The organism is Microbacterium sp. AB (assembly GCF_032878875.1).
In the GTDB taxonomy this organism is placed as follows: domain Bacteria; phylum Actinomycetota; class Actinomycetes; order Actinomycetales; family Microbacteriaceae; genus Microbacterium; species Microbacterium betulae.
Genome location: NZ_CP118157.1, coordinates 2082935 through 2107956, shown reverse-complemented (window position 1 = coordinate 2107956; position 25022 = coordinate 2082935). Strand labels below are relative to the sequence as shown.

Genomic DNA, 25022 nt, shown 5'->3' with positions numbered 1-25022 from the left:
GCACGGGTCGAGGGGGGATGCTCAGACGAGGGCCGCGTTCGCTCGCTCGAGGTCCTCGGCGAAGTCGACCTCGACGGCGTACAGGTCCGAGATGTCCATCGGCGCGATGCGCAGCCCGTCCTCGGCGATCGCGAGCTCGAGACCGCGCTCGAAGTAGTCCTGATCGTTCACGCGGCCCAGCTGCCGCATGAAGGCCCGCTTGTCGCGCTGCGAGACGTAGTTGATGCCCACGGCCTCGCCGATCCCGCCGACGACCGTCTTCGAGAGCTCGTCGATGTGGCCGTCGGGGGCGACGGTGTACTTGACCTCCTCGTCGCTCACCTTGGAGGTGTTCACGGTGACGAAGGACTGCTCGCGCTCGATGAGGGAGACCGCCCGGCCGAGGATCCGAGGGTCGAAGACGACGTCGCCGTTCATCCACAGCACGCCGCCGCGGCCGGTCGCGGAGAGCGCGCGCAGCAGGCTCTTCGAGGTGTTCGTCTGGTCGTAGCGCTCGTTGTAGACGTAGTTCGCGTCGGGGAAACGCTCGACGATGTCCTCCGCGCGGTAGCCCACGACGGTGGTGATGCGCGCGTCGTCGCCGAAGGCGGCGCGGACGTTCTCGTGCTGCTGCTGCATGATGGAGCGTCCGTCGCTCAGCACGGTCAGGGACTTCGGAAGCACCCGGCCGAGGCGCGATCCCATGCCTGCGGCGAGGATGACGGTCTGGATGGTCATGCTGATCTCCTGGTGCTCGGTTCACGGCCGATTCATCGAAGATTCACGATGAGGTGCCTCGCCCATGGTAGCCGCCCGCGCCGCGATGTGTCAGAATGCCCGCTCTGGCCGGGAGGATTTCCAGCACATGCCAGGCGACTCGTGATCCGATCGTGACCGCTCAGCGGGGATCGGGCGCTCCCTTGGTACGTTGGGTCGGTGACCGACGCCGAGATTCCCGACCCCGATCCGGGGATCCCCGTGCTGACGCTCCGGGGCGTCTCGAAGTCGTACGGCGGAACACATGCCGTCGCAGGCATCGACCTGACGGTGCCTGCGGGGATGTACTACGGGCTCCTCGGGCCGAACGGCGCGGGGAAGACGACGACGCTCTCGATGATCGCGGGGCTGCTGCGTCCCGACCGCGGCGAGATCCGGGTGGGAGACGTCGACCTGAGAGCCGAGCCGCGTGCGGCCAAGAAGCGCATGGGCGTGCTGCCCGACAGGCTGCGCACCTTCGATCGCCTGACGGGACGACAGCTGCTCCACTACACGGGCATGCTCCGCGGGATGAGGCCGGACGTCGTGGCCGATCGCACGGCGGACCTCGCGGGGGCGCTGGGCCTCGACGACGCGCTCGGCCGCGTCGTGTCGGACTACTCGGCCGGCATGACGAAGAAGGTCATGCTCGCGGCGGCCATGATCCACTCGCCGCAGCTGCTCGTCCTCGACGAGCCCTTCGAGGCCGTCGACCCCGCTTCCGCCGCGAAGGTCCTGGAGATCCTCGACGCCTATGTCGCCGGCGGCGGGGCCGTCCTGCTCTCGAGCCACGGGATGGACCTCATCGAGCAGGTCTGCACCCGCGTCGCCGTGCTCGTCGCCGGGCAGGTCCTGGAGGAGGGGACCGTCCACGAGGTGAAGGGCGATCTCACCCTCGAGCAGAGGTTCGTGGAGCTGTCCGGAGGCCTCGGCGAGGTGGAGGGGCTCGAGTGGTTGCAGACGTTCTCCGACTGAGGGCGGCGCTCCTTCTGGGGGCGTTCCGAGCGACGGCGGGCAGGGCCGCCGCGCGCATCGCCGGCGCCGTGGCGCTGGCGGCGGCCTGCGCCTTCCTCTTCGCGCGCACGGCGGCGCTGTCGTCGCTGCCCCGGGAGACGGCCGCCACGGCGCTCGTGCTCGCCGGAGCGGGCATCACGATCGCCTTCATGGTCGTCCCGCTCCTGACGGCGGCGACCGATCCGCTCGATCCGCGGCGGTTCCGGACGGCGGGGCTCGAGCCGCGTCCGCTCGCCGCGACGCTGCTGCTGTCGGGCCTCATCAGCGTTCCCACGTGGCTGGTGGTCGCCTTCGACGTCGCCGCGGCCGTCGCGTGGACGGCGCTGGACGTGCCCGTCGCCGTCGCCGTGGCCGCAGCGGCCGCCCACGCGGCCACCTGCGTCGTCCTCGCGCGGGTCGCGATGGCGCTGCGGGCGCTGCTCGCCGCCGGAGACGGCCGCGGGATCGAGCTCGCCGGAGGATTCGTCGTCGCCGTCGTCCTCGCGGGCATCGCCGCGGCCATCCTGCTCGCCGGCTCGTGGGGCGAGAGCACGGCGCAGGCGTTCGGGCGCGTCGCGCGGGCTCTCGTCTTCACCCCGTTCGGGGCGTGGTCCGGGATCCCGGCGGCGGTCGGGACGGGAGACGGGTCCGCAGCGTGGCTCGGAGCCGTCGTGGGCGTCGCGACGCTCGCCCTGACCGTCGCGGCATGGGCGGTCGCGGTGCGCCGGCTCGTCACGACCGTCGAGCATCCGGTGGCCGTTCGCAGCGGGACGGGCCTGGGATGGTTCGCCGTGCTCCCCGGCACCGCGACCGGCGCGATCGCCGCGCGCAGCCTCGTCTACTGGCTCCGCGACAGCCGCTATCTGGCCAACGTCGTCGTCATCCCCGTGGCGGGGGTGCTCACCGTGGTCCCCCTGCTCGTCGCCGGTGTGCCGCTCGAGGTCGCCGCGCTCCTCCCGGTCCCGCTCATCGCGCTCTTCTACGGATGGCTTCCGCACAACGACCTCGCCTACGACTCCTCCGCCCTGTGGCTGCACATCGCGAGCGGCGTGCGCGGGGTCGCCGACCGCGCCGGCCGGCTTGCTCCGGTCGTGCTCGTGTCGGTGCCGATCCTCGTGATCGCGGTGCCGATCGCGCTTCTTCTCCACGGCAGGGCGGACACCCTGCCCGTCCTGATCGGCGTCGCCGCCGCCCTGCTGCTCTCGGGGTTCGGACTCTCGAGCATCGCGTCGGTGGTCTCCCCCTACTCGGTCGCGCGACCCGGCGACGGTCCCTTCCGGCAGCCGCAGCGCAGCGGTTCGGCGGGCATCTGGTCGCAGGCGCTCGTGCTGCTGGGGGCGCTCCTCCTGAGCGCGCCGACGCTGTGGCTGGGCGTGCTCGCCATCGGCGAGGGGCATCACGACGCGATGCCCGCGCTGTGGACGGGGCTCGGGACGGGCGCCGGGGTGCTGATCGCGGGGATCGCCGTGGGCGCGGCGGTGTTCGACGCGCGCGGCACGCGACTCATGGAGTTCGCGGGCGCGACGTGACTCCTCCGACCCGCGACGCCCCCGCGGAGCGCGGCTAGACTTCACGGCATGAGCACCCCGCTTGACAGCCCCGACGAGGGCGGCACCGCGCTCCTCGACCGCGAGCTCGAAGAGCTCATCCGCGAGGAGACGATCGAGCCCGGAGACCACGAGCGCTTCTCGCACTACGTCAAGAAGGAGAAGATCCTCGAGTCGGCGATCACCGGCAAGCCGGTGCGTGCGCTGTGCGGGAAGAAGTGGACCCCGGGGCGCGACCCCGAGAAGTTCCCCGTGTGCCCCACCTGCAAGGAGATCTACGAGTCGCTGCAGAAGTGAGGCAGGGGGCGCCGACGCCCCCGCTTCCTTCCGTCAGCGCCTTCCCGCATCGGAGAAGACGGTGGGGATCGCCGGATCGGACTTGCTGAGCGCCAGCGCGCGCACGGGAAGCTCCTCGCGCACGCGGAGATGATGCGCGCGCGCCGTCCGGACGCCCTGCGGGCCCTCGTGCGCGGCGTCGATGGCGCCGTGGTCGACGAGCGTGACCTGCAGCGGGCGGGAATCCGCGATGTCGCCCGGATCGGCGGAGATCTCGAAGCCGTCCGCGATCTCGACGAGCTCCTCGCGCGCGACGCCGCGCACGAGACGGCGGAACGCGCTCTTGCGGCCGCCCTGAGAGTTCTTGCCCTCGGCCTTCTTCGAGACCGCCACCCATCCGCCGTCCGCGCCCTGGCGCGCGACGAGCTTGTACACCATGCCGGCCGTCGGATAGCCGGATCCCGTGACGACCGACGTCCCCACGCCGTAGGCGTCGACGGGCGACGCGGCGAGGGCGGCGATCGCGTACTCGTCGAGATCGCTCGTGACGGTGATCCTCGTCCCGGTCGCGCCGAGCGCGTCGAGCTGCGAGCGCACGTCGGCCGCCACGATCGGCAGGTCCCCCGAGTCGATGCGCACGCCGCCCAGCCCGGTGCCGGCGACCCGGACGGCCAGCTCCACCCCGCGGGCGATGTCGTACGTGTCGACGAGGAGCGTCGTGCCGGTGCCGAGCGCGTCGATCTGCGATCGGAAGGCGCCCTCTTCCGTGTCGTGGAGGAGCGTCCAGGCGTGGGCCGCCGTGCCCATCGTGGGGATCCCCCACAGGCGTCCCGCCTCGAGGTTGCTCGTCGCGCCGAAGCCCGCGATGAACGCCGCTCGCGCCGCGGCCACGGCGGAGTGCTCGGCGGCCCGCCGCGACCCCATCTCGGCCAGCGGCCGGTCGCCCGCCGCGATGCTCATGCGGGACGCCGCCGTGGCGACGGCCGAGTCGTGGTTCATCACGCTCAGCGCGAGCGTCTCGAGGATCACGGCGTCCGCGAAGGAGCCTTCGACCGTGAGCACGGGAGAGCCGGGGAAGTAGAGCTCGCCCTCCCGGTAGCCCGTGATGGTGCCGGAGAAGCGGTAGTCCTCGAGATGTCGGACGGCTGCGGGGCTCACGACCCGCTCGTCGCGGAGGAAGCGCAGCTCGTCGTCGCCGAAGCGGAAATCGCGCAGCAGGCTCAGCAGCCTTCCGGTGCCCGCGACGACGCCGAACCGCCGTCCGCCGGAGAGCCGGCGGGCAAAGAGCTCGAAGACGCAGTTCCGGCCGGCCGTCCCGTCGCGCAGCGCGGCGTCGAGCATGGTCAGTTCGTATCGGTCGGTCATCAGGGCCGTGGAGGCGCGCATGGCGGTCAGCCTACCGGCGCGGGGATGCCTCCCGGCGACGGCGGGTAGGCTGGGTCATCGTGGACAACGCGCCGATCGGGATCTTCGACTCGGGAGTCGGCGGCCTCACGGTGGCCCGTGCGATCGGCGACCAGCTCCCCCGGGAGTCGATGGTCTACATCGGCGACACGCTGCACTCGCCGTACGGCCCCAAGCCCATCGCCGACGTCCGGCGCTATTCGCTCGAGGTCCTCGACACGCTCGTGGAGCAGGGCGTGAAGATGCTCGTGATCGCGTGCAACACCGCCTCGGCGGCGATGCTGCGCGACGCGCGCGAGCGCTACGACGTGCCCGTGGTGGAGGTCATCGGCCCCGCCGTGCGGAAGGCGATGGCCGCCACGCGCAGCGGGCGCATCGGTGTGATCGGCACGGAGGGCACGATCGGATCGGGCGCCTATCAGGACATGCTCGGCGTGAACCCCGGCATCGAGGTGTTCGCCGCCGCCTGCCCGCGGTTCGTGGAGTTCGTCGAGGCCGGCGTCACGGACTCGCCCGAGCTGCTCCGGGCCGCCGAGGAGTACCTCTCGCCGTTGCGCGATGCCGGCGTCGACACGCTCGTCCTCGGGTGCACGCACTACCCGTTCCTGAAGGGGGCCATCGGATACCTCATGGGCGACGGCGTGTCGCTCGTGTCGAGCGACACCGAGACGGCCAAGGACGTCTACCGCCAGCTCGTCTCGGGAGATCTGCTGGCCGACCGCGATGCGACGCCCGCTCACACCTACGAGGCCACGGGGGCCGACACGGCGACCTTCACGAGCCTCGCGAACCGGCTGCTCGGGCGCGAGGTGCGCGACGTGCGCCTCGTGCGCACGGGCGCCATCGACCTTCCACGATAGAGACGAGGAACCCATGACGCAGCGCGCGGACGGCCGCACCCCCGACCAGCTCCGGCCCATCGCGATCGAGCGCGGCTGGAGCGGCCAGGCGGAGGGCTCCGCCCTCATCAGCTTCGGCGAGACGAAGGTGCTCTGCACCGCGTCCTTCACGAACGGCGTGCCGCGCTGGCTCACGGGGAAGGGCAGGGGCTGGGTCACGGCGGAGTACGCGATGCTCCCGCGCGCGACGAACGAGCGCAACCAGCGCGAGAGCGTGAAGGGGAGGATCGGCGGACGCACGCACGAGATCTCGCGTCTGATCGGTCGTGCCCTGCGCGCGGTGGTCGACACCCGGGCGCTGGGCGAGAACACGATCGTCATCGACTGCGACGTCCTGCAGGCCGACGGCGGCACCCGCACCGCCGCGATCACGGGGGCGTACGTCGCGCTCGCCGACGCGATCGAGTGGGGCCGCGAGAAGAAGTTCGTCGCGCAGAGGTCGCAGGTGCTGACGGACTCCGTGGCCGCGGTGTCGGCCGGCATCATCGACGGCGTGCCCATGCTCGACCTGCCCTACGTCGAGGACTCGCGCGCCGAGACCGACATGAACATCGTGGTCACGGGCCGCGGGCTCTTCGTCGAGGTGCAGGGGACCGCCGAGGGCGCCCCGTTCGACAAGCGCGAGCTCGACGCGCTCCTGGAGCTCGGCGTCGACGGCTGCGCCCAGCTGCGCTCGCACCAGCTCGCGGCGCTCGGCCAGGAGGGCTGAGGATGGCGCAGATCGTCCTCGCGACGCACAACGCCCACAAGGTGGCGGAGTTCCAGGCGATCGTCGCGCTGACGCGCCCCGACCTCGAGGTGGTCTCCTACGGCGGCCCCGAACCCGTCGAGGACGGCACGACGTTCGCCGAGAACGCGCTCGTCAAGGCGCGTGCGGCCGCCGCCCACACGGGCCTGCCCGCGCTCGCCGACGACTCCGGCGTGTGCGTCGACGTCCTGGGAGGGTCTCCCGGGGTGTTCTCCGCCTACTGGGCGGGACACGCGAAGGACGACGCCGCGAACGTCGCCCTGCTGCTGGACCAGATCGCCGACATCACCGACCCGCATCGTTCGGCGCACTACGCCTCGACCATCGCGCTCGTCACCCCCGAGGGCGACGAGCACACGGTGGAGGGCGTCTGGCCGGGACGCATCGCGCTCGAGCCCCGCGGCGACGGCGGCTTCGGGTACGACCCCGTCTTCGTCCCGGAGGGCCAGGATCCCGCGGACGAGCGGACGGTCGGGGAGTGGACGGCCGAGGAGAAGAACGCCGTCTCGCATCGCGCACGCGCGTTCGAGCGGCTCGGGCCGCTGCTGACGGCGCTGTGACGAGAACCGGACCCGTTCCCGGCCGGCGGCGCCCCATCCCCTGTCGCGGCCGTCGTCATCCTCGCGCGACGAGGCGCGGGCCGGGGCGATCCCGAACGGCCTGCGGGAGTGCCTCGCCGAACACTTCGACGTCGCGCTCGACGTTCCCGATCGAGCCGGCGGGACACGCCGACCGCGACGTCGCACATCGCTGACGCGGATCACGACTCGCGGCGGACCTCCGGCGGGGACTTGTCCGGACGCAGGCCGCGCCAGCGTGCGTGCCGCAGCCTGCCGCCGGGCGTCCACGCGGCGAACTCCACCTCGCCGACGAGCTCCGGGCGCACCCAGGTCGCGTCGTGGGCGTCCTCCGGCGGCACGCCGACGAGGGCGGGCTCGCCGGTCTCGCGCGTCCGGAGGGTCTCCCGCAGATGCCGCAGCTCGCGGTCGTCGAGCCCCGTGCCCACGCGTCCGACGTAGGCGAGCCCGTCCGGGCCGGGAACGCCCAGCAGCAGAGACCCGAACGTGGACGTCCGCCAGCCGTTCCCTCGGCGGAATCCTCCGATCACGACCTCCTGCGTCCGGACGAGCGTGACCTTCAGCCAGTCCTCGCTCCGTTCGCCGCCGCGATAGGGGGAGTCGGCGCGCTTCGCGACGATCCCCTCGAGACCGTGCTCCTCCGCGGCGCCGAGCGCGGCGTCCACGTCGTCGGAGACGGGAGGGACGACGACCGCTCGACCCGCGTCGGCCGTCGCCTGCTCGAGCAGACGGCGGCGCTCGCGCAGGGGGAGCGGCGTGAGGTCGCGGCCGTCGAGCCGCAGCAGGTCGAAGAGGTAGAGCAGGACGGGCACGCGGCTCCGCTCGCGGGCGATGTCCTCCGGCCGCTCCAGGTGCATCCTCCGCTGGAGGAGGGAGAAGCTCGGGCGGCCCCGGTCGTCGAGCGCGACGATCTCGCCGTCGACGACCGCGTCCCAGGCGTCGAGATGCGCGCGCGCCGGTTCCGAGAGCTCCGGATAGCGGACCGTGATCTCCGACCCGGAACGCGCGAAGAGCCGGAGGGCCCCGCCGCGCCACTCGCCGAGCGCGCGCACGCCGTCCCACTTGAACTCGACCCAGGGCGGCGTCGAGAGGGCGCGGGCGAGACCCGGCGTGCCGTGCGTCGCGAGCATCGGGGCGGGTCGCGGCGGCCGTCCACGCTGTCCGTCGTGCGTCGCCGGCTGCCGCTTCGTGCGGTGCAGCAGCCACGACGACCTCTCGCCGGCGCCGTCCGTGCGGATGAGCGCGATGCGCGCGTCGCGGATCGGTCCCCCCGGTCGCCCGCGCAACGTGACGATGACCTCCGCATCGCGCCATTTCTCCGCCTCGTAGGTGCCGGCGTCCCAGATCGTCATCGTGCCGGCGCCGTACTCGCCCTGCGGGATGGTGCCGTGGAAGTCGGCGTAGGCGAGCGGATGGTTCTCGGTCTGCACCGCGAGATGGTTGCGCTCGACGGTCTCGGGGATCCCCTTCGGGACGGCCCAGCTCACGAGGACGCCGTCGTGCTCGAGTCGCAGGTCCCAGTGCAGCCGCGATGCATGGTGCTCGTGGATCACGAAGCGGGGGAGTCCATCCGACGTCGTGCCGGGCCGATCGGGCTCCGGCACGGGTTCCGGGGTCCGCGCCGCCGCGCGCCTGGCGCGATACGAGCCGAGCGGGTCGACGTCGGACGGCGCGTCGACGGGGGCGAGGGGATCGCCGAGGGCCTCTGTGCGCCCGAGCACCTCGTCGAGCTCGAGCTGGCGGAGCCCCGGATCGTCGAGCTCCTCCCACGTGCGGGGGACGGCTGCCCACGGCCTCGCGCGGCCGCGGAGGGAGTAGGGCGCGATCGTCGTCTTCTTGCCGTTGTTCTGGCTCCAGTCCACGAGCACCCGCCCGGCGCGCGCGTCCTTCCTCATCGCGCTGACGACGAGGTCGGGATGGTCGGCCTCGAGCGCGCGGGCGAGCTCATGCGCGAGGGCCGACGCGCGGTCGCTCGGGAGCGGCTGAGGCAGCGCGGCGTACAGGTGGATGCCCTTGCTGCCGCTCGTCACGGGGAACGGCTCGAGCCCCATCCCGGCGAGGATCGGGCGCACGAGCCGGGCCACCTCCGCGCACTCCGCGAGACCGACGCCCGCGCCGGGGTCGAGGTCGAGCACGAGCCGGTCGGCGGGGCCCTGCGCGCCGTCAGCGTCGAACCGCCACTGCGGCACGTGCAGCTCGAGGCTCGCGACCTGGGCGAGGTAGACGAGGGCGGCGACCTCGTCGACGAGCGGATACTCCTTCGGTCCCGTGCCATGGACGATGCGGCCCCTCGGGATCCAGCTCGGCGCTCCGGCCTCGAGCGCCTTCGCGAAGAACGCCTCCGCGGGAGCGCCCGCCGTGCCGACGCCGTCCACCCACCGCTTCCGCGTGACGGGGCGACCTGCGACATGGGGGAGCAGGAGCGGCGCGACGCGGGTGTAGTAGCCGATCACGTCGGCCTTCGTCGTGCCCGACTCGGGATAGAGCACGCGGTCGAGGCGGGACACGCGCAGGCGGCGTCCCGACACCTCCACCGTCTGCTGCCCCGTGGCCATGCGCCCAGGGTATGCGGGTGCCGTCGCGCGCCGTCAACCCCTGGTCGCGGCGCCGGTCACGCGCTTCACTGGTCGCATGAGATCGATCTGGAAGGGCGCGCTGAGCTTCGGCCTCGTCAACGTGCCGGTCAAGGTCTACGCCGCGACCGAGGATCACGACGTGCCGCTGCATCAGGTGCACGCCGCGGACGGCGGACGCATCCGCTACCAGCGCCGGTGCGAGGTGTGCGGCGAGGTGGTCGCCTACCGCGACATCGAGCGCGCCTACGACGACGGCGAGCAGACCGTCGTCCTCACCGGCGAGGACCTGAGGTCGCTGCCGTCCGAGCGCAGCCGCGAGATCGAGGTGGTCGAGTTCGTGCCGAGCGAGCAGGTCGACCCCATCACGTTCGACCGTGCGTACTTCCTCGAGCCCGACTCCGCCTCGCCCAAGTCGTACGCGCTGCTGCGTGAGACCCTCGAGCGCACGGAGCGCACGGCCATCGTGCGGTTCTCACTGCGGCAGAAGACGCGTCTGGCCGCGCTGCGCGTGCGGGGCGACGTCCTCATGCTGCAGACGCTGCTGTGGGCCGACGAGGTGCGGCAGGTCTCGTTCCCCGCGCTCGAGGGGCCGGTGAAGATCAGCAAGAAGGAGCTCGAGCTGTCGGCGAGCCTCGTGGAGAGCTATTCGAGCGACTTCGACCCGGAGTCGTTCGTGGACGAGTATCAGAAGGAGCTGCGCACGCTCATCGAGGCCAAGCTCGACCAGGGCGACGCGGTCGACATCGAGGCGACCTTCGGGGCGGAGCCCGAGACGGACGGCGAGGTCATCGACCTCATGGAGGCGCTGCGGGCGAGCATCGAGCGCTCGCGGGCGGAGCGGGGCGGCGGAGAGGGCGAGACTCCGGCGGCCGCGAAGCCCCGGGGGAAGGCGTCGAAGAAGGCGTCCTGAGCCTCCGGCGTCAGAGGCCCGGCCGGCCGTCGCCGTCGGGAGCGCGCTCGAAGACCTCGGGATCGAGAGCCACGCTCGCGCTCTCGGGGCGTGCGGCGCTCTCCCGGGCCTTGCGGCGCTCGGAGAGGAAGTGCCAGAGCACGATGAGCGCGGTGCCGGCGACGGCGGCCAGCAGGATGAGGTCGATGTAGTCCGTGACGAAGCGGCTCACGAAGGGGATGTACGCGATGACGTAGCCGAGCATCGTCAGCCCGAAGCCCCAGAGCACGGCGCCGATGAGGTTGTAGATCGAGTACCGGCGCCACGACATGTGGCCGATGCCCGCGGCGACGGGCGCGAACGTGCGGACGATCGGCACGAAGCGGGCGAGCACGATCGTGAGGCCGCCGAAGCGCTCGAAGAACGCGTTGGTGCGCTCGACGTTGTGCCTGCTGAAGATGCCGGAGTCCTTGCGCTCGAAGATCGCCGGACCGCCCTTGTGCCCGATGAAGTAGCCGACCTCGCCGCCCACGAACGCGGCGAGCGCGATGAGCGCGCTCACGACCCAGATGTTGAGGCCGAACACGTCGTTGGTGTGCGTCAGCAGCCCCGAGATGACCAGCAGCGTGTCGCCGGGCAGCAGGAACCCGACGAGGAGCCCCGTCTCCGAGAACACGATGAGGCACACGACGAGCAGCGCCCAGGGGCCTGCCGCGTCGATGATGGCCTGCGGGTCGAGCCACGGCAGGAGAGCGATGTGACGCACGATGCTCCGAGTATCAGCTGAGGGGGAGGACGTCTGACCGGACGCTGTGGACAGTCTATGTCGCGCGTCTGAGCGTGGTCTCGGGAGGGCCCGCGGGGCTCACTGCGTGCGGAAGGTGGGACTCGAACCCACATGCCCGGAGGCACAGGAACCTAAATCCTGCGTGTCTGCCAGTTTCACCACTCCCGCGAGACCGCCCAGTCTACGGGGCAGCGCTTCGCGTCCCGAGGCGGGCGCTCATGCCCGCAGGCCCGCGGAGGCGAGCACGTGCTCGACCGCGATCTCGAGCGCGACCCGCCGCGGGTTCGCGCGCGGGGCGCCGTACCGTTCCGTGTAGAGCTCGACCGCGAGGGCGACCGCCTCGGGCTCCTCGCGCACGACGGCGGGGCCTTCGAGGCTGATCCAGCGCCGTCCGTCGACCGTGCTGACGCTCGCGCGTCCGGATCTCCGCGCGTTGACGAACTTCTGCGTGCCGCGCGATCCGATGACGCGGACGATGCCGTCGCGGTAGGTGATCCCGACGGGGACGGCGTGGATGCGGCCGTCCCTGCCGAAGGTGGAGAGGGTCGCGAGGTGGCGCTCGGTGAGGAGAGCGAGTCCGGCGTCGGTGATCACGGGTCCAGCGTGCCAGACGGCGCGCTCGCCGCCCTGTGGATAACTTTCGAGGCGGTGTCGCCGTTTCGGCCAGGATGGCGGCGTGGGTTCTGTTGTGAGTGCTGTCGCGGAGCGGGTGCGCGATCGCCTGCGCGCGGAGCGGACGGATCCGTCGCGTGCGCCGGAGGCGGTGCGGCGGGTCGTGCAGGCGGAGGTGCGGCGTCACAACGACTTCGCGCTCGCGCGGGGGCTCGCGACGGTGGACGACGAGCCGGGTGCCGTGCGGGAGGTCCTCGCTGCGGTGACGGGGTACGGGGCGTTGCAGGAGTTCCTGGACGACCCGGAGGTCGAGGAGCTGTGGATCAACGCCCCGGACCGCGTGTTCATCGCGCGAGGCGGCGTGTCGGAGCGGCTTCCGCTGGTGCTGACGGAGGAGGCCGTGCGCGATCTCGTCGAGCGGATGCTGCATGCGACGGGGCGCCGGATCGATCTGTCGCAGCCGTTCGTGGACGCGTCCCTTCCCGACGGGTCGCGTCTGCACGTCGTCCTGGGCGGGATCGCGCGCAGGCACTGGGCGGTGAACATCCGGAAGTTCCTGCCCGCGGTGCGCACGCTCGATCAGCTCGTCGAGATCGGCTCCCTCGCGCCCGGGGCGGAGGCCATCCTGCGCGAGGCGATGCGGCACGGCCGCAGCATTCTGGTGTCTGGCGCGACGCACGCCGGGAAGACCACCCTCCTCGGCGCCCTCATCGCCGCGTGCCCCGACAGCCATCGCGTCGTCACGGTCGAGGAGACGTTCGAGCTCGGCGTCGACGCCCCCGACCTCGTCGCCCTGCAGGGACGTCAGCCGAGCCTCGAGGGCACGGGGGAGATCACGCCGCGGCGGCTCGTGAAGGAGGCGCTCCGCATGCGCCCCGACCGGCTCGTCGTCGGCGAGGTGCGCGACGCCGAGGCGCTCGACCTCCTGCTCGCGCTCAACACCGGGATCCCCGGCGCGGCGACCATCCATGCGAACTCGGCTGTCGACGCCCTCGCCAAGCTCGCAGCGCTCCCGCTACTGGCCGGCCGCAACATCGACAGGGGATTCGTCGTCCCGGCCATCGCCTCCAGCGTCGACCTCGTCGTCCACTGCCAGCGCGCGGACGACGGGCGCCGGCGCGTCCAGCAGATCATCGCCCCCACGGGGCGCGTGATCGAGGGCGTGCCCGAGACGCGCACCCTCTTCCGGATGGGGGAGAGATGGCGGTGATCCTCCTGCTCGGCGCCGTGCTCGCCGGGGGTCTGCTGCTCGCCGCGGCGCCGTGGCTCTGGCCGGTGCGGGAGAAGCGCGTGCACGACGGGCCGGCGCCGCTGTCGTCGCTGTTGGAGGCCGCGGGCTTCGCGCATGTCGCGCCGCGCGTGTTCGTGGCCCTGTGCGCGGCCGCCGCGCTCGCGGCGGCGGCCGTCGCCTGGCTCCTCACGACCGTGGCCGTGCTCGCGGCCCTCGCCGCCCTCGCCGCGGGGCTCGGGCCGATCGTCTGGCTGCGCGGGCGGGCGCAGGGCCTCGTGCGACTCCGCCGGGGCCTGTGGCCGGACGTGTGCGACCTGCTCGTCGCGTCCGTGCGGGCCGGCATGTCGCTCCCGGACGCGGTCTCGAGCCTCGCGCACGCGGCCCCGGCTCCGCTCCGCGCGGCGTTCGAGGGGTTCGCGCGCGACATGGCGGCGTCGGGACACTTCGACTCCAGCGCCGACCGGCTCAAGACGGCGCTGTCCGACCCGATGGGCGATCGGATCATCGAGACGCTGCGGATGGCCAGACAGGTCGGGGGCACAGAGCTCACGCCCGTGCTGCGGGCGCTGTCGGCGTCGGTGAGGGTCGACGTCGCCGTGCGTGCGGAGGTGGAGTCGCGGCAGTCGTGGACGCGCGGCGCGGCGATCCTGGGCGCCGTCGCGCCCTGGGTGATCGTGGCTCTGCTGGCGATGCGGCCGGAAGGCGCCGAGGCCTACTCGAGCCCGGAGGGCGTCGGCCTCCTGCTGGTCGGCGCCGCCGTGTCGTTCGTCGCGTTCCGCGTCATGCTGCGCATCGGCAGGCTCCCGGAGGCGCGGAGGTGGTTCGCATGAGCTCCGCCACCGACGTCGCGATCGCGCTGCTGCTGGGAGGCGCGTTCGGCACGGGCGCGTGGGCGCTGCTGATGGTCCTGCCCCGGTGGGCTGCGCCGAGCCTCGCGCGGCGCGTCGCGCCGTACGTGCGAGATGTCACCGACCCCGCGGGGACCACGGTTTGGACGGCCGTCGCGGATCCCGGAGCGGCGATCGCCGGCGGCGCGAGCGCCGTGTGGAGGGCGGCGCAGCGGCGTGCGACCGCCCTCCTGGGAGGCGCGGACGGCATCGCCCGGCGTCTCACACAGGCCGGGAAGCCCGCCGACGTCACGGCGTTCCGGGGGTCGCAGCTCGCGTGGGCGCTCGCCGGGTTCGCCGCCGGCGTCGTCGTCGTGATCGGCTTCGCGCTCACCGGGGCGCTCACGGGGCAGTCGCTCGTCGTGCCGGTGCTCGGCGCCGTGGCGGGAGCCGTCGGGACCGATCTGCTGCTGACGTCGAGAGCACGTGTGCGGATGGACCGGATCGGGGACGAGCTTCCGACGGTGCTCGAGTTCCTCGCGCTGTGCCTCGCCGCCGGCGAGGGGATCTTCGACAGCGTTGCGCGCGTGGCCGAGCTCGGCAGCGGCGAGCTGACGGGCGAGCTGCGTCGCGTCGTGCTCGACGTGCGCACGGGCGACACCCTGCCCGACGCCCTGCTCGCGATGTCCCGGCGGCTCCAGGCGCCGGCGCTGGGTCGTGCCGTCGAGCACGTCGTCGCGGCGATCGACCGCGGCTCGCCGCTGGCGGGGGCGCTCCAGGCGCAGGCGGTGGACGCGCGGGAGGACGCCAAGCGCCGCCTCATCGAGCAGGCGGGCCGCAAGGAGATCCTCATGCTGCTGCCGCTCGTCTTCGGCCTCCTGCCGCTCAGCGTCCTGTTCGCCGTCTTCCCCGGCATCGTCATGCTGCGCCTCGGCATCGGCTGACGCCTCCGACCCCATCCCTCACGACGCGAAGGAGAACCGCATGAACACATCGAGAGCCCGCCGCACGGCCGTCCGCGTCCGCACGGCGTGGGGCGACGTCTGGAACGACCTGCGTGACGACGAGACAGGCGACGTGCCCGGATGGGTGCTCATCACGCTGATGTCCGCGGGCCTCGTCGTGCTGATCTGGGCGCTCGCGGGCCCCGCACTGACGGGGCTGTTCGAGCGGGCGATCAGCAGCGTCAACGGGATCTGAGGATGCGCGGGCACGGCGTCGCGGACGAGCGCGGGTCGAGCACGGTCGAGTTCGTCCTCGTCGGCAGCCTCCTCACCGCGCTCACGCTCGCCGTGCTGCAACTGGGTCTGGCGGTCTACGTGCGCAACGTCGTCCACGACGCCGCGGTGGAGGGCGCCTACCACGCGGCCCTCGCCGATGTGGGGCCGGCGGCGGGAGCGGAGCGCACGCGGCTCGTGATCGATCGCGCCGTGGGGCCCTCGTACGCTCAGGACGTCACGGCGGCCTACGCGGACGGGCCCGGTGCCCCCTCGATCGCCGTGACGGTCCGCACGGGACTGCCGGTCTTCGGTCTCATCGGCCTTCCCGGCGGCTGGGAGGTGACGGCGCATGCGCCGGTCGAGCCGAGGGGCTAGGCGCGGTCCACCCACGCGCGTGCTCGGGGACGATGCCGGGTCCGCGGCCATCGAGTTCCTCCTCGCGGGCATCGTGATGCTCGTCCCCCTCGCGTATCTCGTCGTCGTGCTCGGGGAGGTGCAGGAGCAGACGCTCGGAGTCGAGGCGACGGCACGCCATGCGGCTCACACCCTGGCCCGGACGGGCGGTCTCGACGAGACCTTCTCCCGGCTGCCCGCCGTGATCGGATCGGTCTCCGCCGAGTACGGCATCGATCCCGACGAGATGGACCTGTCGATCGTCTGCACGCCCGCGCGGACGACCTGCCCCGAGGCCGGCGCGTCCGTCTCCGTCACGATCGGCGCGGACGTGCGGCTGCCCTTCGTGCCGCCGCTCCTCGGCCTCGACCGCTTCCTCGCGATCCCCGTCGAGGCGACGTCCGTGCAGAAGGTCTCGCGCTTCTGGGGCGGCTCATGACGAAGGACTCCGAACGCGGGAGCATCCTGCCGCTCACCATCGGCTCCGCGATCCTCGCGATCGCGCTGATCCTCGTGTGCGTCAATGCGACGTCGCTCCATCTCGCCCAGAAGCGGCTCGACGCGCTCGCCGACGCCGCGGCGCTCGCCGCGGCCGACGGCTTCACGATCGCCCTCGACGGCGACACCGTGCACGCGCGTCTCCACGACGCGTCTGTGCGGGAGCAGGCACAGGTCGTCGTCGCGGCGACGCCGGTCGATGCCGCGCTCGTGTCCGCGTCGACGCCGGACGGCCTGTCGGCCCGCGTGACCGTCGCCACGACGTGGCGTCCGTTCGCCTTCGGCGTCCTCGTGCCCGAGGGCGTCGCGTTGGAGTCCACGGCGACGAGCCGGACGACGCTGAGGCGACGGGACCGGCCGCCGCGAGGTCGTGCTCAGCGCTGCCGGGGTGCGAACCGGGGCACGTACCGGACGAACGCGCCGGCGCCGACGAGGCCGATCACCCCGACGAGGCCCGTGGCGACCGAGAGGGAGGAGATCGCCGTGACGCCCGAGATCATCAAGGGCGTGAGCGCGGCGCCGCCGTCGGTGAGCGTGCGCCACGCGCCGAGGAACGACGCGGGATCCGCCTTCGGGGCGACATCGGCTCCGAGCGTCATGAGGGTGCCCGACGAGAGCCCGTTCCCGACGCCGATGACGAGGGCGAGCACGCCGAACCACAGCACCGACGTGTCGAGGTCGTGGGTGAAGGCGAGGGCGCCGAACCCCGCGCCCATGAGCAGCAGCGCCGGCACCGCGGCCCAGAGCCGGCCGAAGCGGTCCATCACCTGGCCGCTCACGTAGAACAGGGAGAACTCGACGGCCCCCGCGACGCCGATGACGAGCGCGAGGGTCTGCGAGTCGAGGCCGATCGACACGCCCCACAGGGGCAGCACGGCCTGACGCGCCGACCGGACGGCGGAGAGCGATGCCGCCGCGGATCCGAGGCGGGCGAGGAGGCCCCGGTACCGCCAGATCGTCCCGGCGACGCCGAGTCTCTCCCCGGCCGGGACCGAGCCCGTGACCGGCTCGCCCGTGTCCTCCGCCGCCTCGGACGGCGAGGGATCCCTCGCGGCCAGGCGCTCAGCGGCGATGGCCTTCTCCTCGGGGTCCGGTCCGAAGGCGACGAGCAGCGCCACACCCAGGAGGCACGCCCCGAAGAACCAGACGGACGCGTGCTCGTCGCCGAACAGGGCGAGCAGGCCCGCCGTGACGAACGGTCCGGTGAAACCGCCCAGCCGGAACGATCCGCCGACGAGCGAGAGCGCCCTGGCCCGGTAGCGGAACGGCACGCGCGTGGTCATGAAGGTGTGCCGGGCGACGGCGAACGACGAGGCGCAGAAGCCGAGCACGAACACCGAGATCCCCAGCACCCCGATCTGCCGGGCGAGCAGCACGCCGGCGATCCCGGCGAGCGAGGCGACCGCGGCGATGAGCATCGTGGAGCGTTCTCCGACCCTCGACACGAGCCATCCCGCGGGGATGTTCCCGCACAGCTGGCCGACGACGATCGCGGCGGCGATGAGGGCGGCCGAGGCGATGCTGGCGCCGAGGTCGGCGGCGAGGGCCGGGAGGAGGGGGAGGATGGCGCCCTGCCCGAGCGAGTAGAGGGCCGTCGGCCCGTACACCATCGGCGCGTATCGGCGGAGCGCGTCGAAGGCGGCGTCGCCTGGCTCGGGCATCGTGGTCATCGCCTTCGACAGTACGCCCCCGCACGGCGGCGCCGCGGGGGACCGCATCGGGCGCGCACCCGCCCGCGATAGGCTGAGGGGAAATGTTAGAACTCGATCTCTCCGCCGACATCCAGGCCCTGCGCACCACGTTCACGAACATCCGCGAGGTGGTCGACGTCGACGCGCTGCGCGCCGAGGTCGCGGGGCTCGAGGACCGGGCGGCGGATCCCGGTCTCTGGAACGACACCGACAACGCGCAGAAGGTCACGAGCGCGCTGAGCCACCGCAAGTCGACGCTCGCGAAGGTCGAGCGGATCGACCAGCGCCTCGACGACCTGGAGGTGATGGTCGAGCTCGCCAACGAGATGGACGACGAGGACGCCGCCGAGGAGTCGCGCAGGGAGCTGCGCGATCTCGAGAAGATCATCGGCGAGCTCGAGGTGCAGACCCTCCTCGACGGCGAGTACGACGCCAGGCCCGCCGTCATCACCATCCGCGCGGGAGCGGGTGGCGTCGACGCCGCCGACTTCGCCGAGATGCTCCTGCGCATGTACCTGCGCTGGGCCGAGCAGCACGGCTACAAGGCGACCGTCATGGACACCTCCTACGCGGAGGAGGCCGGCATCAAGTCGGCGACGTTCGAGATCGACGCCCCGTACGCGTTCGGCACCCTGAGCGTCGAGGCCGGAACGCATCGCCTCGTGCGCATGAGCCCCTTCGGCGCAGCCGGGAAGCGACAGACGAGCTTCGCGGCCGTCGAGGTCATCCCGCTCATGGAGGAGGCGCAGGAGGTCGACGTCCCGGAGAACGACATCCGCGTCGACGTCTTCCGCTCGTCGGGCCCCGGAGGCCAGTCGGTGAACACCACCGACTCCGCCGTGCGCATCACGCACCTCCCGACGGGCATCGTCGTGTCGATGCAGAACGAGAAGTCGCAGATCCAGAACCGCGCGGCGGCCATGCGGGTGCTGCAGTCGCGCCTGCTCCTGCTGCAGAAGGAAGAGGAGGCGGCGAAGAAGAAGGAGCTCGCCGGCACCATCACCGCGAGCTGGGGCGATCAGATGCGCTCCTACGTGCTCGCGCCCTATCAGATGGTGAAGGACCTCCGCACCGAGCACGAGGTGGGCACGCCGTCGGCCGTGTTCGACGGCGACATCGACGGCTTCATCAACGCGGGCATCCGCTGGCGCAAGCGCAAGACCGAGGACTGATCGGTACGCTGGCCGTATGCCGTCGCGTGAAGATGAGGCCCTGACCTGGGAGGGCGACGACGACCCCACGCTCCAGCCGGGAGGCGATGCGCTCGCCGACGGCGGGGCACCCGACGCGGAACCGCAGGCATCGCCCGATGCGGAGTCGCCGTCGCCCGACGGCCGGCACGCCGTCGGCGGGGGCGGCGGGGGCGGCGATGCGGTCCCCGAGGGCTCCGAGCCCGCGGACGCGGACCGTCGCGCCGACGCCGAGGAGCGCGCGCCGCTGGGCAACGTCGCGCTCGTGTCGCTGGGCCTGCTCGGCGGCGTCTACCTCCTCTGGAGCGTCGGCTGGTTCCTCGGCGCGACGCGCCTGCGCGACCGGATCGAGACGAGCACGGACGCCGTCGCCGACTTCATGTACCTGGGGAGCATGTGGCTGGCGGTCGCGTCGCCGCTCATCTGGTTCGCCGTTGTCTGGCTCGGCACCCGGAGGGCGCCGCTCTGGCAGCGCTTCCTCTGGCTCGTGGCGGGTGCCGTGCTGCTCGTGCCGTGGCCGTTCGTCATGGTGGGGGTGATCGGGCAGTGAGCGGGACGGCGACGCGCACCGCGCCCGGCTGGGCCGTCGGCGTGGTGACCGGAATCTTCGCGCTGTTCTACGCGTACGCGGTGTGGAGCGCCGTGATCTATCTCGTGACGCTCTCGCAGACCACGGCGGCGCAGGGGATCGCCCTCTCGGTCACGGCATGGATCGTCCTCGTCCTCGCCGTGCTCGTCCCGATCGCCGCGTTCGCGATCGCCTTCGCGATCGGGCGCGGGCGCGGGATCGGATGGCTCGCGGCCGCGCTGTTCACGGGGCTCGCCCTCACGGCCGTGTTCTGGCTCGACATGCAGGCGTTCACGTCCAACCCCTCCAATCTGTTCTGACCGCGCGGCTGGCGGGGGACAAGCGCGGCCTCCGATAGAGTGGTTCGCGATCGCGCCCCCACGGCGTGTGGCGCGTCGAACCCCCTCCGTGCGCGCCCCGCGCACACACGCATCGAAGGATCCACCCGTGCCGAAGCCCGTCGTCCTCATCGCCGAAGAACTCTCCCCCGCAACGATCGAGGCGCTCGGCCCCGACTTCGACGTCCGCAGCGTCGACGGGACCGATCGTCCCGCCCTGTTCGACGCCCTCGCGGACGCCGACGCGGTCCTCATCCGGTCGGCGACGAAGATGGACGAGGAGGCGATCGGCCACGCGAAGGGCCTCAAGGTCATCGCCCGCGCCGGCGTCGGCCTCGACAACGTCGACATCAAGGCCGCCACGACGGCGGGCGTCATGGTCGTGAACGCGCCGACCTCGAACATCGTCTCCGCGGCGGAGCTGACCTGCGGCCACATCCTGAGCCTGGCCCGGCACATCCCCGCCGCTCGCGCGTCGCTGGGCGCGGGGGAGTGGAAGCGGAGCGCCTACACGGGCATCGAGCTCTTCGAGAAGACGCTCGGCGTTGTGGGCCTCGGCCGCATCGGCGCGCTCGTCGCCGCCCGCATGCAGGGCTTCGGGATGCGCGTGGTCGCGTACGACCCGTATGTCACGAGCGCGCGCGCGCAGCAGCTCGGGGTCGAGCTGCTGACCCTGGACGAGCTCGTCGCGCAGGCCGACTTCCTCACGATCCACATGCCGAGGACGCCGGAGACGACGGGCATGATCTCGACGGAGCAGCTGAAGGCCATGAAGCCGACGGCGTTCGTGGTGAACGTCGCGCGCGGCGGGCTCATCGACGAGAGCGCCCTGTACGAGGCGCTGACGACCGGCGAGATCGCCGGGGCGGGGCTGGACGTCTTCACGAGCGAGCCGCCGGCCGACACGCGGCTCACGGCTCTTGCGAACGTCGTCGCCACGCCGCACCTGGGCGCGTCGACGGACGAGGCGCAGGAGAAGGCCGGCGTCTCGGTCGCCCGGTCGGTCAAGCTCGCCCTCGAAGGCGACCTCGTGCCGGATGCGGTCAACGTCGCCGGCGGCGTCATCGATCCCTTCGTCCGCCCCGGGATCGCGCTCGTCGAGAAGCTCGGGCAGGTCTTCAGCGGCCTCGCGACCTCTGCGCTCACGAGCCTCGACGTCGAGGTCCGCGGCGAGCTCGCGGACTACGACGTGAGCGTCTACCGCCTCGCGGCGCTCAAGGGCATCCTCTCCAACGTCGTGAGCGAGAGCGTCTCCTACGTCAACGCCCCCGTCTTCGCCGAGCAGCGCGGGATCGAGACGCGCCTCATCGTCGAGAAGGAGAGCCCCGAGTACCGCAACCTCACGACCCTTCGCGGCGCGCTCGCCGACGGCACCGTGCTGACGGTCGCCGGCACGCTCGCCGGCACGCGCATGGTGCAGAAGATCGTCGGCGTCAACGGCTACGAGGTCGAGGTTCCGCTGGGCCGGCACCACATCGTCATGCTCTACACCGACCGCCCCGGCATCGTCGCGGTCTACGGTCAGAGCTTCGGCGAGGCGGGCATCAACATCGCGGGCATGCAGATCGCGCGCCGCGAGGCGGGCGGGCAGGCCCTGTCGGTGCTCACGGTCGATTCGCGCGTGCCCGACGAGCTGCTCGCCGAGGTGGGAGCCGCGATCGACGCGTCGGTCATCCGTCAGATCGAGATCGTCGAGGCATGAGAGTCCTCTGACGCGGGCCGTCAGGTCCGGGTGGCGCTCTCGACGAGGCGGATGAGCGCGTCCAGGGCGTCGCCGGTCGGCACCGGGCCCGGGACGTCGTTGAGCAGCGCGGAGTTGATGTAGAGCCCGTCGCTCAGGAGCAGGACGAGGTCGAGCGACGCGTCGTCGCGCACATGGGGCCGGATGGCGTCCGCCCAGGCGCGGCGCAGCTCCGTGAGCGCCGCGGTCGCCGTGGCGTTGCCGCCGTTGGCGAGGCGGCTGACCGAGACGATGGTCCGGTCGAAGGGGCTGCCGACGTGCGCGGATGTGGCGAGGAAGTAGCCCACGGGTCCTTCGGGCGCTCCCTGCGTGGCCGCGACGTCGTCGGCTGCGAGCAGGCGAAGGCGTTCGACGAGGCCGGCGTCCAGTGCGTCCCGTGAGCCGAAATGGTACAGGAGACCGCCCTTGGACACGCCCGCGCGCCGGGCGACGGCGTCGAGGGTCGCGGCACGCTCTCCGTCCTCGATGAGGATGCTCTCGAAGGCGTCGAGGACCTTGTCGCGGGCGCGGGGCGGGCGGCTCATGGTGACGAGCCTCTCATGCGGATCGGCCTGCCCAGGACGTGCACAGCCATGTGAATTACTGTACCATCTGGACGGTACAGAAACATCGGCGAGCACATTCGGAGGGAAGTGACATGGCGACCGGGATGATCGAGGCTCCGACGACGCAGCGCGCGGGGTGGCGGGCATGGGCGGCGCTGGCCGTCCTCATGCTGCCCGTGCTGCTCGTCTCGATCGACAACACGATCCTCAACTTCGCGCTTCCGGCGATTGCGCAGGAGCTCGAGCCGACGAGCGCGCAGCAGCTGTGGATCATCGACGCCTACTCGCTCGTGCTGGCGGGGCTGCTCGTCACGATGGGATCCCTCGGCGACCGGTTCGGGCGGCGCCGCCTGCTGCTCACGGGAGCGATCGGCTTCACCGTCGTATCGGTGCTCGCGGCCTTCGCCCCGACCGCGGGATGGCTCATCGCCGCCCGCGCGGCCATGGGCTTCTTCGGCGCGACGCTGATGCCGTCGACCATGTCGCTGCTGCGCTCGATCTTCCCCGAGCGTGATCAGCGCCGCATCGCGGTCGCCGTCTGGGCGGGGATGTTCTCCGCGGGCGGCGCGCTCGGCCCCATCGTCGGCGGCTTCCTCATCGAGCACTTCCCGTGGCAGAGCGTGTTCCTCCTGGCCGTCCCGATGCTCGTCCTCATGCTCGCGCTCGCGCCGGTCTTCGTGACGGAGAGCCGCGACCCGGATCCCGGCCGCATCGACCCTGCGAGCATCGTCCTGTCGATGCTCACCCTCGCGCCCGTCGCGTACGGCATCAAGGAGATCGCGGTGCAGGGCGCCGCGGGTGCCGTGCCGGTCGCGATCGGCGGGCTGTTCGGATGGCTGTTCGTGCGACGCCAGCTCCGGATGGATCGGCCCATGCTCGACATGTCGCTCTTCCGCCGCGCCGGCTTCAGCGGATCGCTGCTCGTCAACCTGTTCAGCGTCATCGCCCTCGTGGGCTTCCTGTACTTCGTCTCGCAGCACCTGCAGATGATCGTCGGGCTCAGTCCCATGATGGCCGGCCTGGCACTGCTGCCGGGAGCCGTCACGTCGATCGCGGGCGGCTTCGTCGTCACCCCGATCGCACGGCGCGTGCGCGCGTCCGTCGTGATCCCGAGCGCGCTCGCGCTCGCGGTGGCGGCCTACCTCATCGTCGCGTTCGTCGGCGCGCACGACGTCGGGATGCTCGTCCTCGGGTTCGCCCTGCTGGGCGCGGGGGTCGGCGCGGCGGAGACCGTGTCGGGCGAGCTCATCCTGGCGAACGCCCCCGCGGCGAAGGCGGGCGCCGCCAGCGCGGTCTCGGAGACGGCTTACGAGCTGGGCGCCGTGCTGGGCACGTCGATCCTGGGCGGCATCCTGACCGCGTGGTACAGGGCGACCCTCGTCGTCCCTCCGGGTGTTCCCGCAGGCCTCGCGGGGCCGGCCGCCGAGACGCTCGCGGGTGCGATGAACGTCGCCGATCAGGTCGGCGGCACGGCGGGGGAGGCCCTGCGAGCCGCGGCGGCGGAGGCCTTCGACGGGGGCGTGACGGTCACATCGCTCATCGGCGCCGCGCTGGTCGTGCTCGCGGCCGTCGTCGCGGCGACTACCCTGGGAGGACGCCGGAGGAGCACGTCGGAGTGACGCGCGCTTCCGGCGGACGCAGAACGTCTGAAGGAGAGCAATGCCGCGCGTCGTGAAACTGGCCGTCATCCCGGGCGACGGGATCGGCCCCGAGGTCGTCGCAGAAGCCGAGAAGGTGCTCGACGCCGTCACGGCCTCGAGCGACGTGTCGTTCGAGAAGACCCGTTTCTCGCTGGGCGCCGGACGGTTCCTCGAGACCGGCGACACGCTCACCGACGACGACCTCGACGCGGTCAAGGCGCACGACGCGATCCTCCTGGGCGCCGTCGGCGGCGTGCCGGGAGACCCGCGCCTGAAGGACGCCAACATCGAGCGCGGGCTCCTCCTGAAGCTGCGCTTCGCGCTCGACCACTACGTCAACCTCCGTCCGTCGAAGCTGTATCCGGGTCAGGCGGGCCCGCTCGCGGAGCCGGGCGACATCGACTTCGTCGTCGTGCGCGAGGGGACCGAGGGCCCGTACGTCGGCAACGGCGGCGCGATCCGCCAGGGCACGCGGCACGAGATCGCCAACGAGACGAGCGTCAACACGGCGTATGGCGTCGAGCGGGTCGTCCGCTACGCGTTCGAGCTCGCGAAGCGCCGGCGCAAGCGGCTCACCCTCGTGCACAAGACGAACGTGCTCGTGAACGCGGGGCGCCTGTGGCAGCGCATCGTGGACGTCGTCGCGCAGGAGCACCCCGATGTGGTCGTAGACTATCTTCACGTCGACGCCGCGACGATCTTCCTGGTCACGAACCCGGGTCGGTTCGACGTCGTGGTCACCGACAACCTCTTCGGCGACATCCTCACGGACCTGGCCGGCGCCGTCACCGGCGGCATCGGCCTCGCCGCCTCGGGCAACATCAATCCCGACGGCGCCTTCCCCTCGATGTTCGAGCCCGTCCACGGTTCGGCGCCCGACATCGCGGGAACCCAGCAAGCCGACCCGACCGCCGCGATCGGGTCCGTCGCCCTCCTGCTCGACCATCTGGGACTGCGGGACGAGGCGGATCGCGTGTCGCGCGCGATCGAGGACGACATCGCCGCCCGCGCGGGCGCATCCCGCACGACCTCGGAGATCGGCGACGCGATCGCGGCCCGCGCGCAGGCCGTACGTTGACCGGCGCCCCCGGCGCAG

General features: G+C 72.2%; 26 protein-coding genes, 1 tRNA gene and 1 pseudogene. 20 read left to right on the top strand and 8 right to left on the bottom strand.

From position 1 onward, the window contains the following. Window positions 1–21: 21 nt before the first annotated feature. On the bottom strand, window positions 22–717 hold the full coding sequence (locus N8K70_RS09960; RefSeq protein ID WP_317138192.1) for a phosphocholine cytidylyltransferase family protein: 696 nt from the start codon (window positions 715–717) through the stop codon (window positions 22–24). Window positions 718–915: 198 nt separating this feature from the next. On the opposite strand from N8K70_RS09960, the gene N8K70_RS09955 reads away from it, so the two are divergent. The 3 genes from N8K70_RS09955 to N8K70_RS09945 are packed head-to-tail and all read left to right on the top strand — an operon-like array spanning window position 916 to window position 3572. Then, a complete protein-coding gene (locus tag N8K70_RS09955) occupies window positions 916–1710 on the top strand; it encodes an ABC transporter ATP-binding protein (RefSeq protein WP_317138191.1) in 795 nt (264 codons plus the stop codon). Then, complete coding sequence (locus N8K70_RS09950) at window positions 1686–3257, top strand: hypothetical protein (RefSeq protein WP_317138190.1); 1572 nt, start codon at window positions 1686–1688, stop codon at window positions 3255–3257. Before N8K70_RS09955 ends, N8K70_RS09950 begins: the two co-directional genes overlap by 25 nt. 48 nt (window positions 3258–3305) lie before the next feature. Beyond that, the gene (locus N8K70_RS09945) at window positions 3306–3572 is read left to right on the top strand and encodes a DUF3039 domain-containing protein (RefSeq protein ID WP_317138189.1); all 267 of its coding nucleotides are present in this window, start codon (window positions 3306–3308) and stop codon (window positions 3570–3572) included. Between the two features lie 33 nt (window positions 3573–3605). Here N8K70_RS09945 and N8K70_RS09940 read toward each other — a convergent pair whose 3' ends face one another. Then, entirely contained in the window at window positions 3606–4937 is a 1332-nt protein-coding gene (locus N8K70_RS09940; protein WP_317138188.1) for a nicotinate phosphoribosyltransferase, read from the bottom strand. Between the two features lie 59 nt (window positions 4938–4996). Between N8K70_RS09940 and murI the strand changes: the two genes are divergently transcribed. Genes murI through rdgB form a run of 3 tightly spaced genes read left to right on the top strand, consistent with a single transcriptional unit; the run spans window position 4997 to window position 7162 of the window. Further along, on the top strand, window positions 4997–5815 hold the full coding sequence (murI, locus tag N8K70_RS09935) for a glutamate racemase (protein ID WP_317138187.1): 819 nt from the start codon (window positions 4997–4999) through the stop codon (window positions 5813–5815). Between the two features lie 13 nt (window positions 5816–5828). After that, window positions 5829–6563, top strand: coding sequence for a ribonuclease PH (gene rph, locus N8K70_RS09930; RefSeq protein ID WP_317138186.1), 735 nt, complete (start codon window positions 5829–5831; stop codon window positions 6561–6563). A 2-nt stretch (window positions 6564–6565) separates the two neighbouring features. Next, window positions 6566–7162, top strand: a complete 597-nt coding sequence (gene rdgB, locus N8K70_RS09925) for an RdgB/HAM1 family non-canonical purine NTP pyrophosphatase (protein ID WP_317138185.1) — start codon at window positions 6566–6568, stop codon at window positions 7160–7162. A gap of 200 nt (window positions 7163–7362) precedes the next feature. Here rdgB and N8K70_RS09920 read toward each other — a convergent pair whose 3' ends face one another. Next, entirely contained in the window at window positions 7363–9735 is a 2373-nt protein-coding gene (locus tag N8K70_RS09920; protein WP_317138184.1) for an ATP-dependent DNA ligase, read from the bottom strand. A gap of 76 nt (window positions 9736–9811) precedes the next feature. Here N8K70_RS09920 and ku point away from each other — a divergent pair, with 76 nt between their 5' ends. Then, complete coding sequence (gene ku / locus N8K70_RS09915) at window positions 9812–10666, top strand: non-homologous end joining protein Ku (RefSeq protein ID WP_317138183.1); 855 nt, start codon at window positions 9812–9814, stop codon at window positions 10664–10666. A 10-nt stretch (window positions 10667–10676) separates the two neighbouring features. Here ku and N8K70_RS09910 read toward each other — a convergent pair whose 3' ends face one another. From N8K70_RS09910 to N8K70_RS09900, 3 genes are all read right to left on the bottom strand, one after another. After that, window positions 10677–11411, bottom strand: a complete 735-nt coding sequence (locus N8K70_RS09910; RefSeq protein WP_317138182.1) for a DedA family protein — start codon at window positions 11409–11411, stop codon at window positions 10677–10679. A gap of 107 nt (window positions 11412–11518) precedes the next feature. Continuing rightward, window positions 11519–11600, bottom strand: a tRNA-Leu gene (locus tag N8K70_RS09905). Window positions 11601–11648: 48 nt separating this feature from the next. Then, a complete protein-coding gene (locus tag N8K70_RS09900; protein ID WP_317138181.1) occupies window positions 11649–12026 on the bottom strand; it encodes a TIGR03618 family F420-dependent PPOX class oxidoreductase in 378 nt (125 codons plus the stop codon). Between the two features lie 82 nt (window positions 12027–12108). On the opposite strand from N8K70_RS09900, the gene N8K70_RS09895 reads away from it, so the two are divergent. The 7 genes and pseudogenes from N8K70_RS09895 to N8K70_RS09865 form a co-directional block, all read left to right on the top strand. Continuing rightward, window positions 12109–13254 (top strand): CpaF family protein, encoded by a 1146-nt coding sequence (locus N8K70_RS09895; RefSeq protein WP_317138180.1) that lies wholly within the window; start codon window positions 12109–12111, stop codon window positions 13252–13254. Next, entirely contained in the window at window positions 13251–14105 is an 855-nt protein-coding gene (locus N8K70_RS09890) for a type II secretion system F family protein (protein WP_394357834.1), read from the top strand. Before N8K70_RS09895 ends, N8K70_RS09890 begins: the two co-directional genes overlap by 4 nt. Further along, entirely contained in the window at window positions 14102–15046 is a 945-nt protein-coding gene (locus tag N8K70_RS09885) for a type II secretion system F family protein (RefSeq protein WP_317138178.1), read from the top strand. The genes N8K70_RS09890 and N8K70_RS09885 overlap by 4 nt, the downstream gene beginning before the upstream one ends. A gap of 40 nt (window positions 15047–15086) precedes the next feature. Next, window positions 15087–15302, top strand: a complete 216-nt coding sequence (locus N8K70_RS09880; protein ID WP_317138177.1) for a hypothetical protein — start codon at window positions 15087–15089, stop codon at window positions 15300–15302. Window positions 15303–15304: 2 nt separating this feature from the next. After that, the gene (locus N8K70_RS09875) at window positions 15305–15697 is read left to right on the top strand and encodes a TadE/TadG family type IV pilus assembly protein (protein ID WP_317138176.1); all 393 of its coding nucleotides are present in this window, start codon (window positions 15305–15307) and stop codon (window positions 15695–15697) included. Between the two features lie 19 nt (window positions 15698–15716). Then, window positions 15717–16154 (top strand): TadE family protein, encoded by a 438-nt coding sequence (locus N8K70_RS09870; protein ID WP_317138175.1) that lies wholly within the window; start codon window positions 15717–15719, stop codon window positions 16152–16154. Next, window positions 16151–16300, top strand: a pseudogene (locus N8K70_RS09865) (pilus assembly protein TadG-related protein); the annotation flags it as partial. The gene N8K70_RS09870 and the pseudogene N8K70_RS09865, both read left to right, overlap by 4 nt. 287 nt (window positions 16301–16587) lie before the next feature. Here the strand turns inward: N8K70_RS09865 and N8K70_RS09860 are convergent. Further along, complete coding sequence (locus tag N8K70_RS09860; protein WP_317138174.1) at window positions 16588–17883, bottom strand: MFS transporter; 1296 nt, start codon at window positions 17881–17883, stop codon at window positions 16588–16590. 83 nt (window positions 17884–17966) lie between these two features. Here N8K70_RS09860 and prfB point away from each other — a divergent pair, with 83 nt between their 5' ends. From prfB to serA, 4 genes are all read left to right on the top strand, one after another. Beyond that, complete coding sequence (prfB, locus tag N8K70_RS09855; RefSeq protein WP_317138173.1) at window positions 17967–19076, top strand: peptide chain release factor 2; 1110 nt, start codon at window positions 17967–17969, stop codon at window positions 19074–19076. Between the two features lie 16 nt (window positions 19077–19092). After that, window positions 19093–19644, top strand: a complete 552-nt coding sequence (locus N8K70_RS09850; protein ID WP_317138172.1) for a DNA polymerase III subunit gamma/tau — start codon at window positions 19093–19095, stop codon at window positions 19642–19644. After that, window positions 19641–19982: a hypothetical protein gene (locus tag N8K70_RS09845; RefSeq protein WP_317138171.1), complete on the top strand. Its 342-nt coding sequence runs from the start codon at window positions 19641–19643 to the stop codon at window positions 19980–19982. Before N8K70_RS09850 ends, N8K70_RS09845 begins: the two co-directional genes overlap by 4 nt. 127 nt (window positions 19983–20109) lie before the next feature. Beyond that, window positions 20110–21702: a phosphoglycerate dehydrogenase gene (serA, locus tag N8K70_RS09840; protein ID WP_317138170.1), complete on the top strand. Its 1593-nt coding sequence runs from the start codon at window positions 20110–20112 to the stop codon at window positions 21700–21702. Between the two features lie 20 nt (window positions 21703–21722). Here the strand turns inward: serA and N8K70_RS09835 are convergent, their stop codons facing one another. After that, window positions 21723–22265 (bottom strand): TetR/AcrR family transcriptional regulator, encoded by a 543-nt coding sequence (locus N8K70_RS09835; RefSeq protein WP_317138169.1) that lies wholly within the window; start codon window positions 22263–22265, stop codon window positions 21723–21725. A 113-nt stretch (window positions 22266–22378) separates the two neighbouring features. Here N8K70_RS09835 and N8K70_RS09830 point away from each other — a divergent pair, with 113 nt between their 5' ends. Further along, window positions 22379–23905 (top strand): MFS transporter, encoded by a 1527-nt coding sequence (locus N8K70_RS09830; protein ID WP_317138168.1) that lies wholly within the window; start codon window positions 22379–22381, stop codon window positions 23903–23905. A 40-nt stretch (window positions 23906–23945) separates the two neighbouring features. Continuing rightward, the gene (locus N8K70_RS09825) at window positions 23946–25004 is read left to right on the top strand and encodes a 3-isopropylmalate dehydrogenase (protein ID WP_317138167.1); all 1059 of its coding nucleotides are present in this window, start codon (window positions 23946–23948) and stop codon (window positions 25002–25004) included. Window positions 25005–25022: the final 18 nt, after the last annotated feature.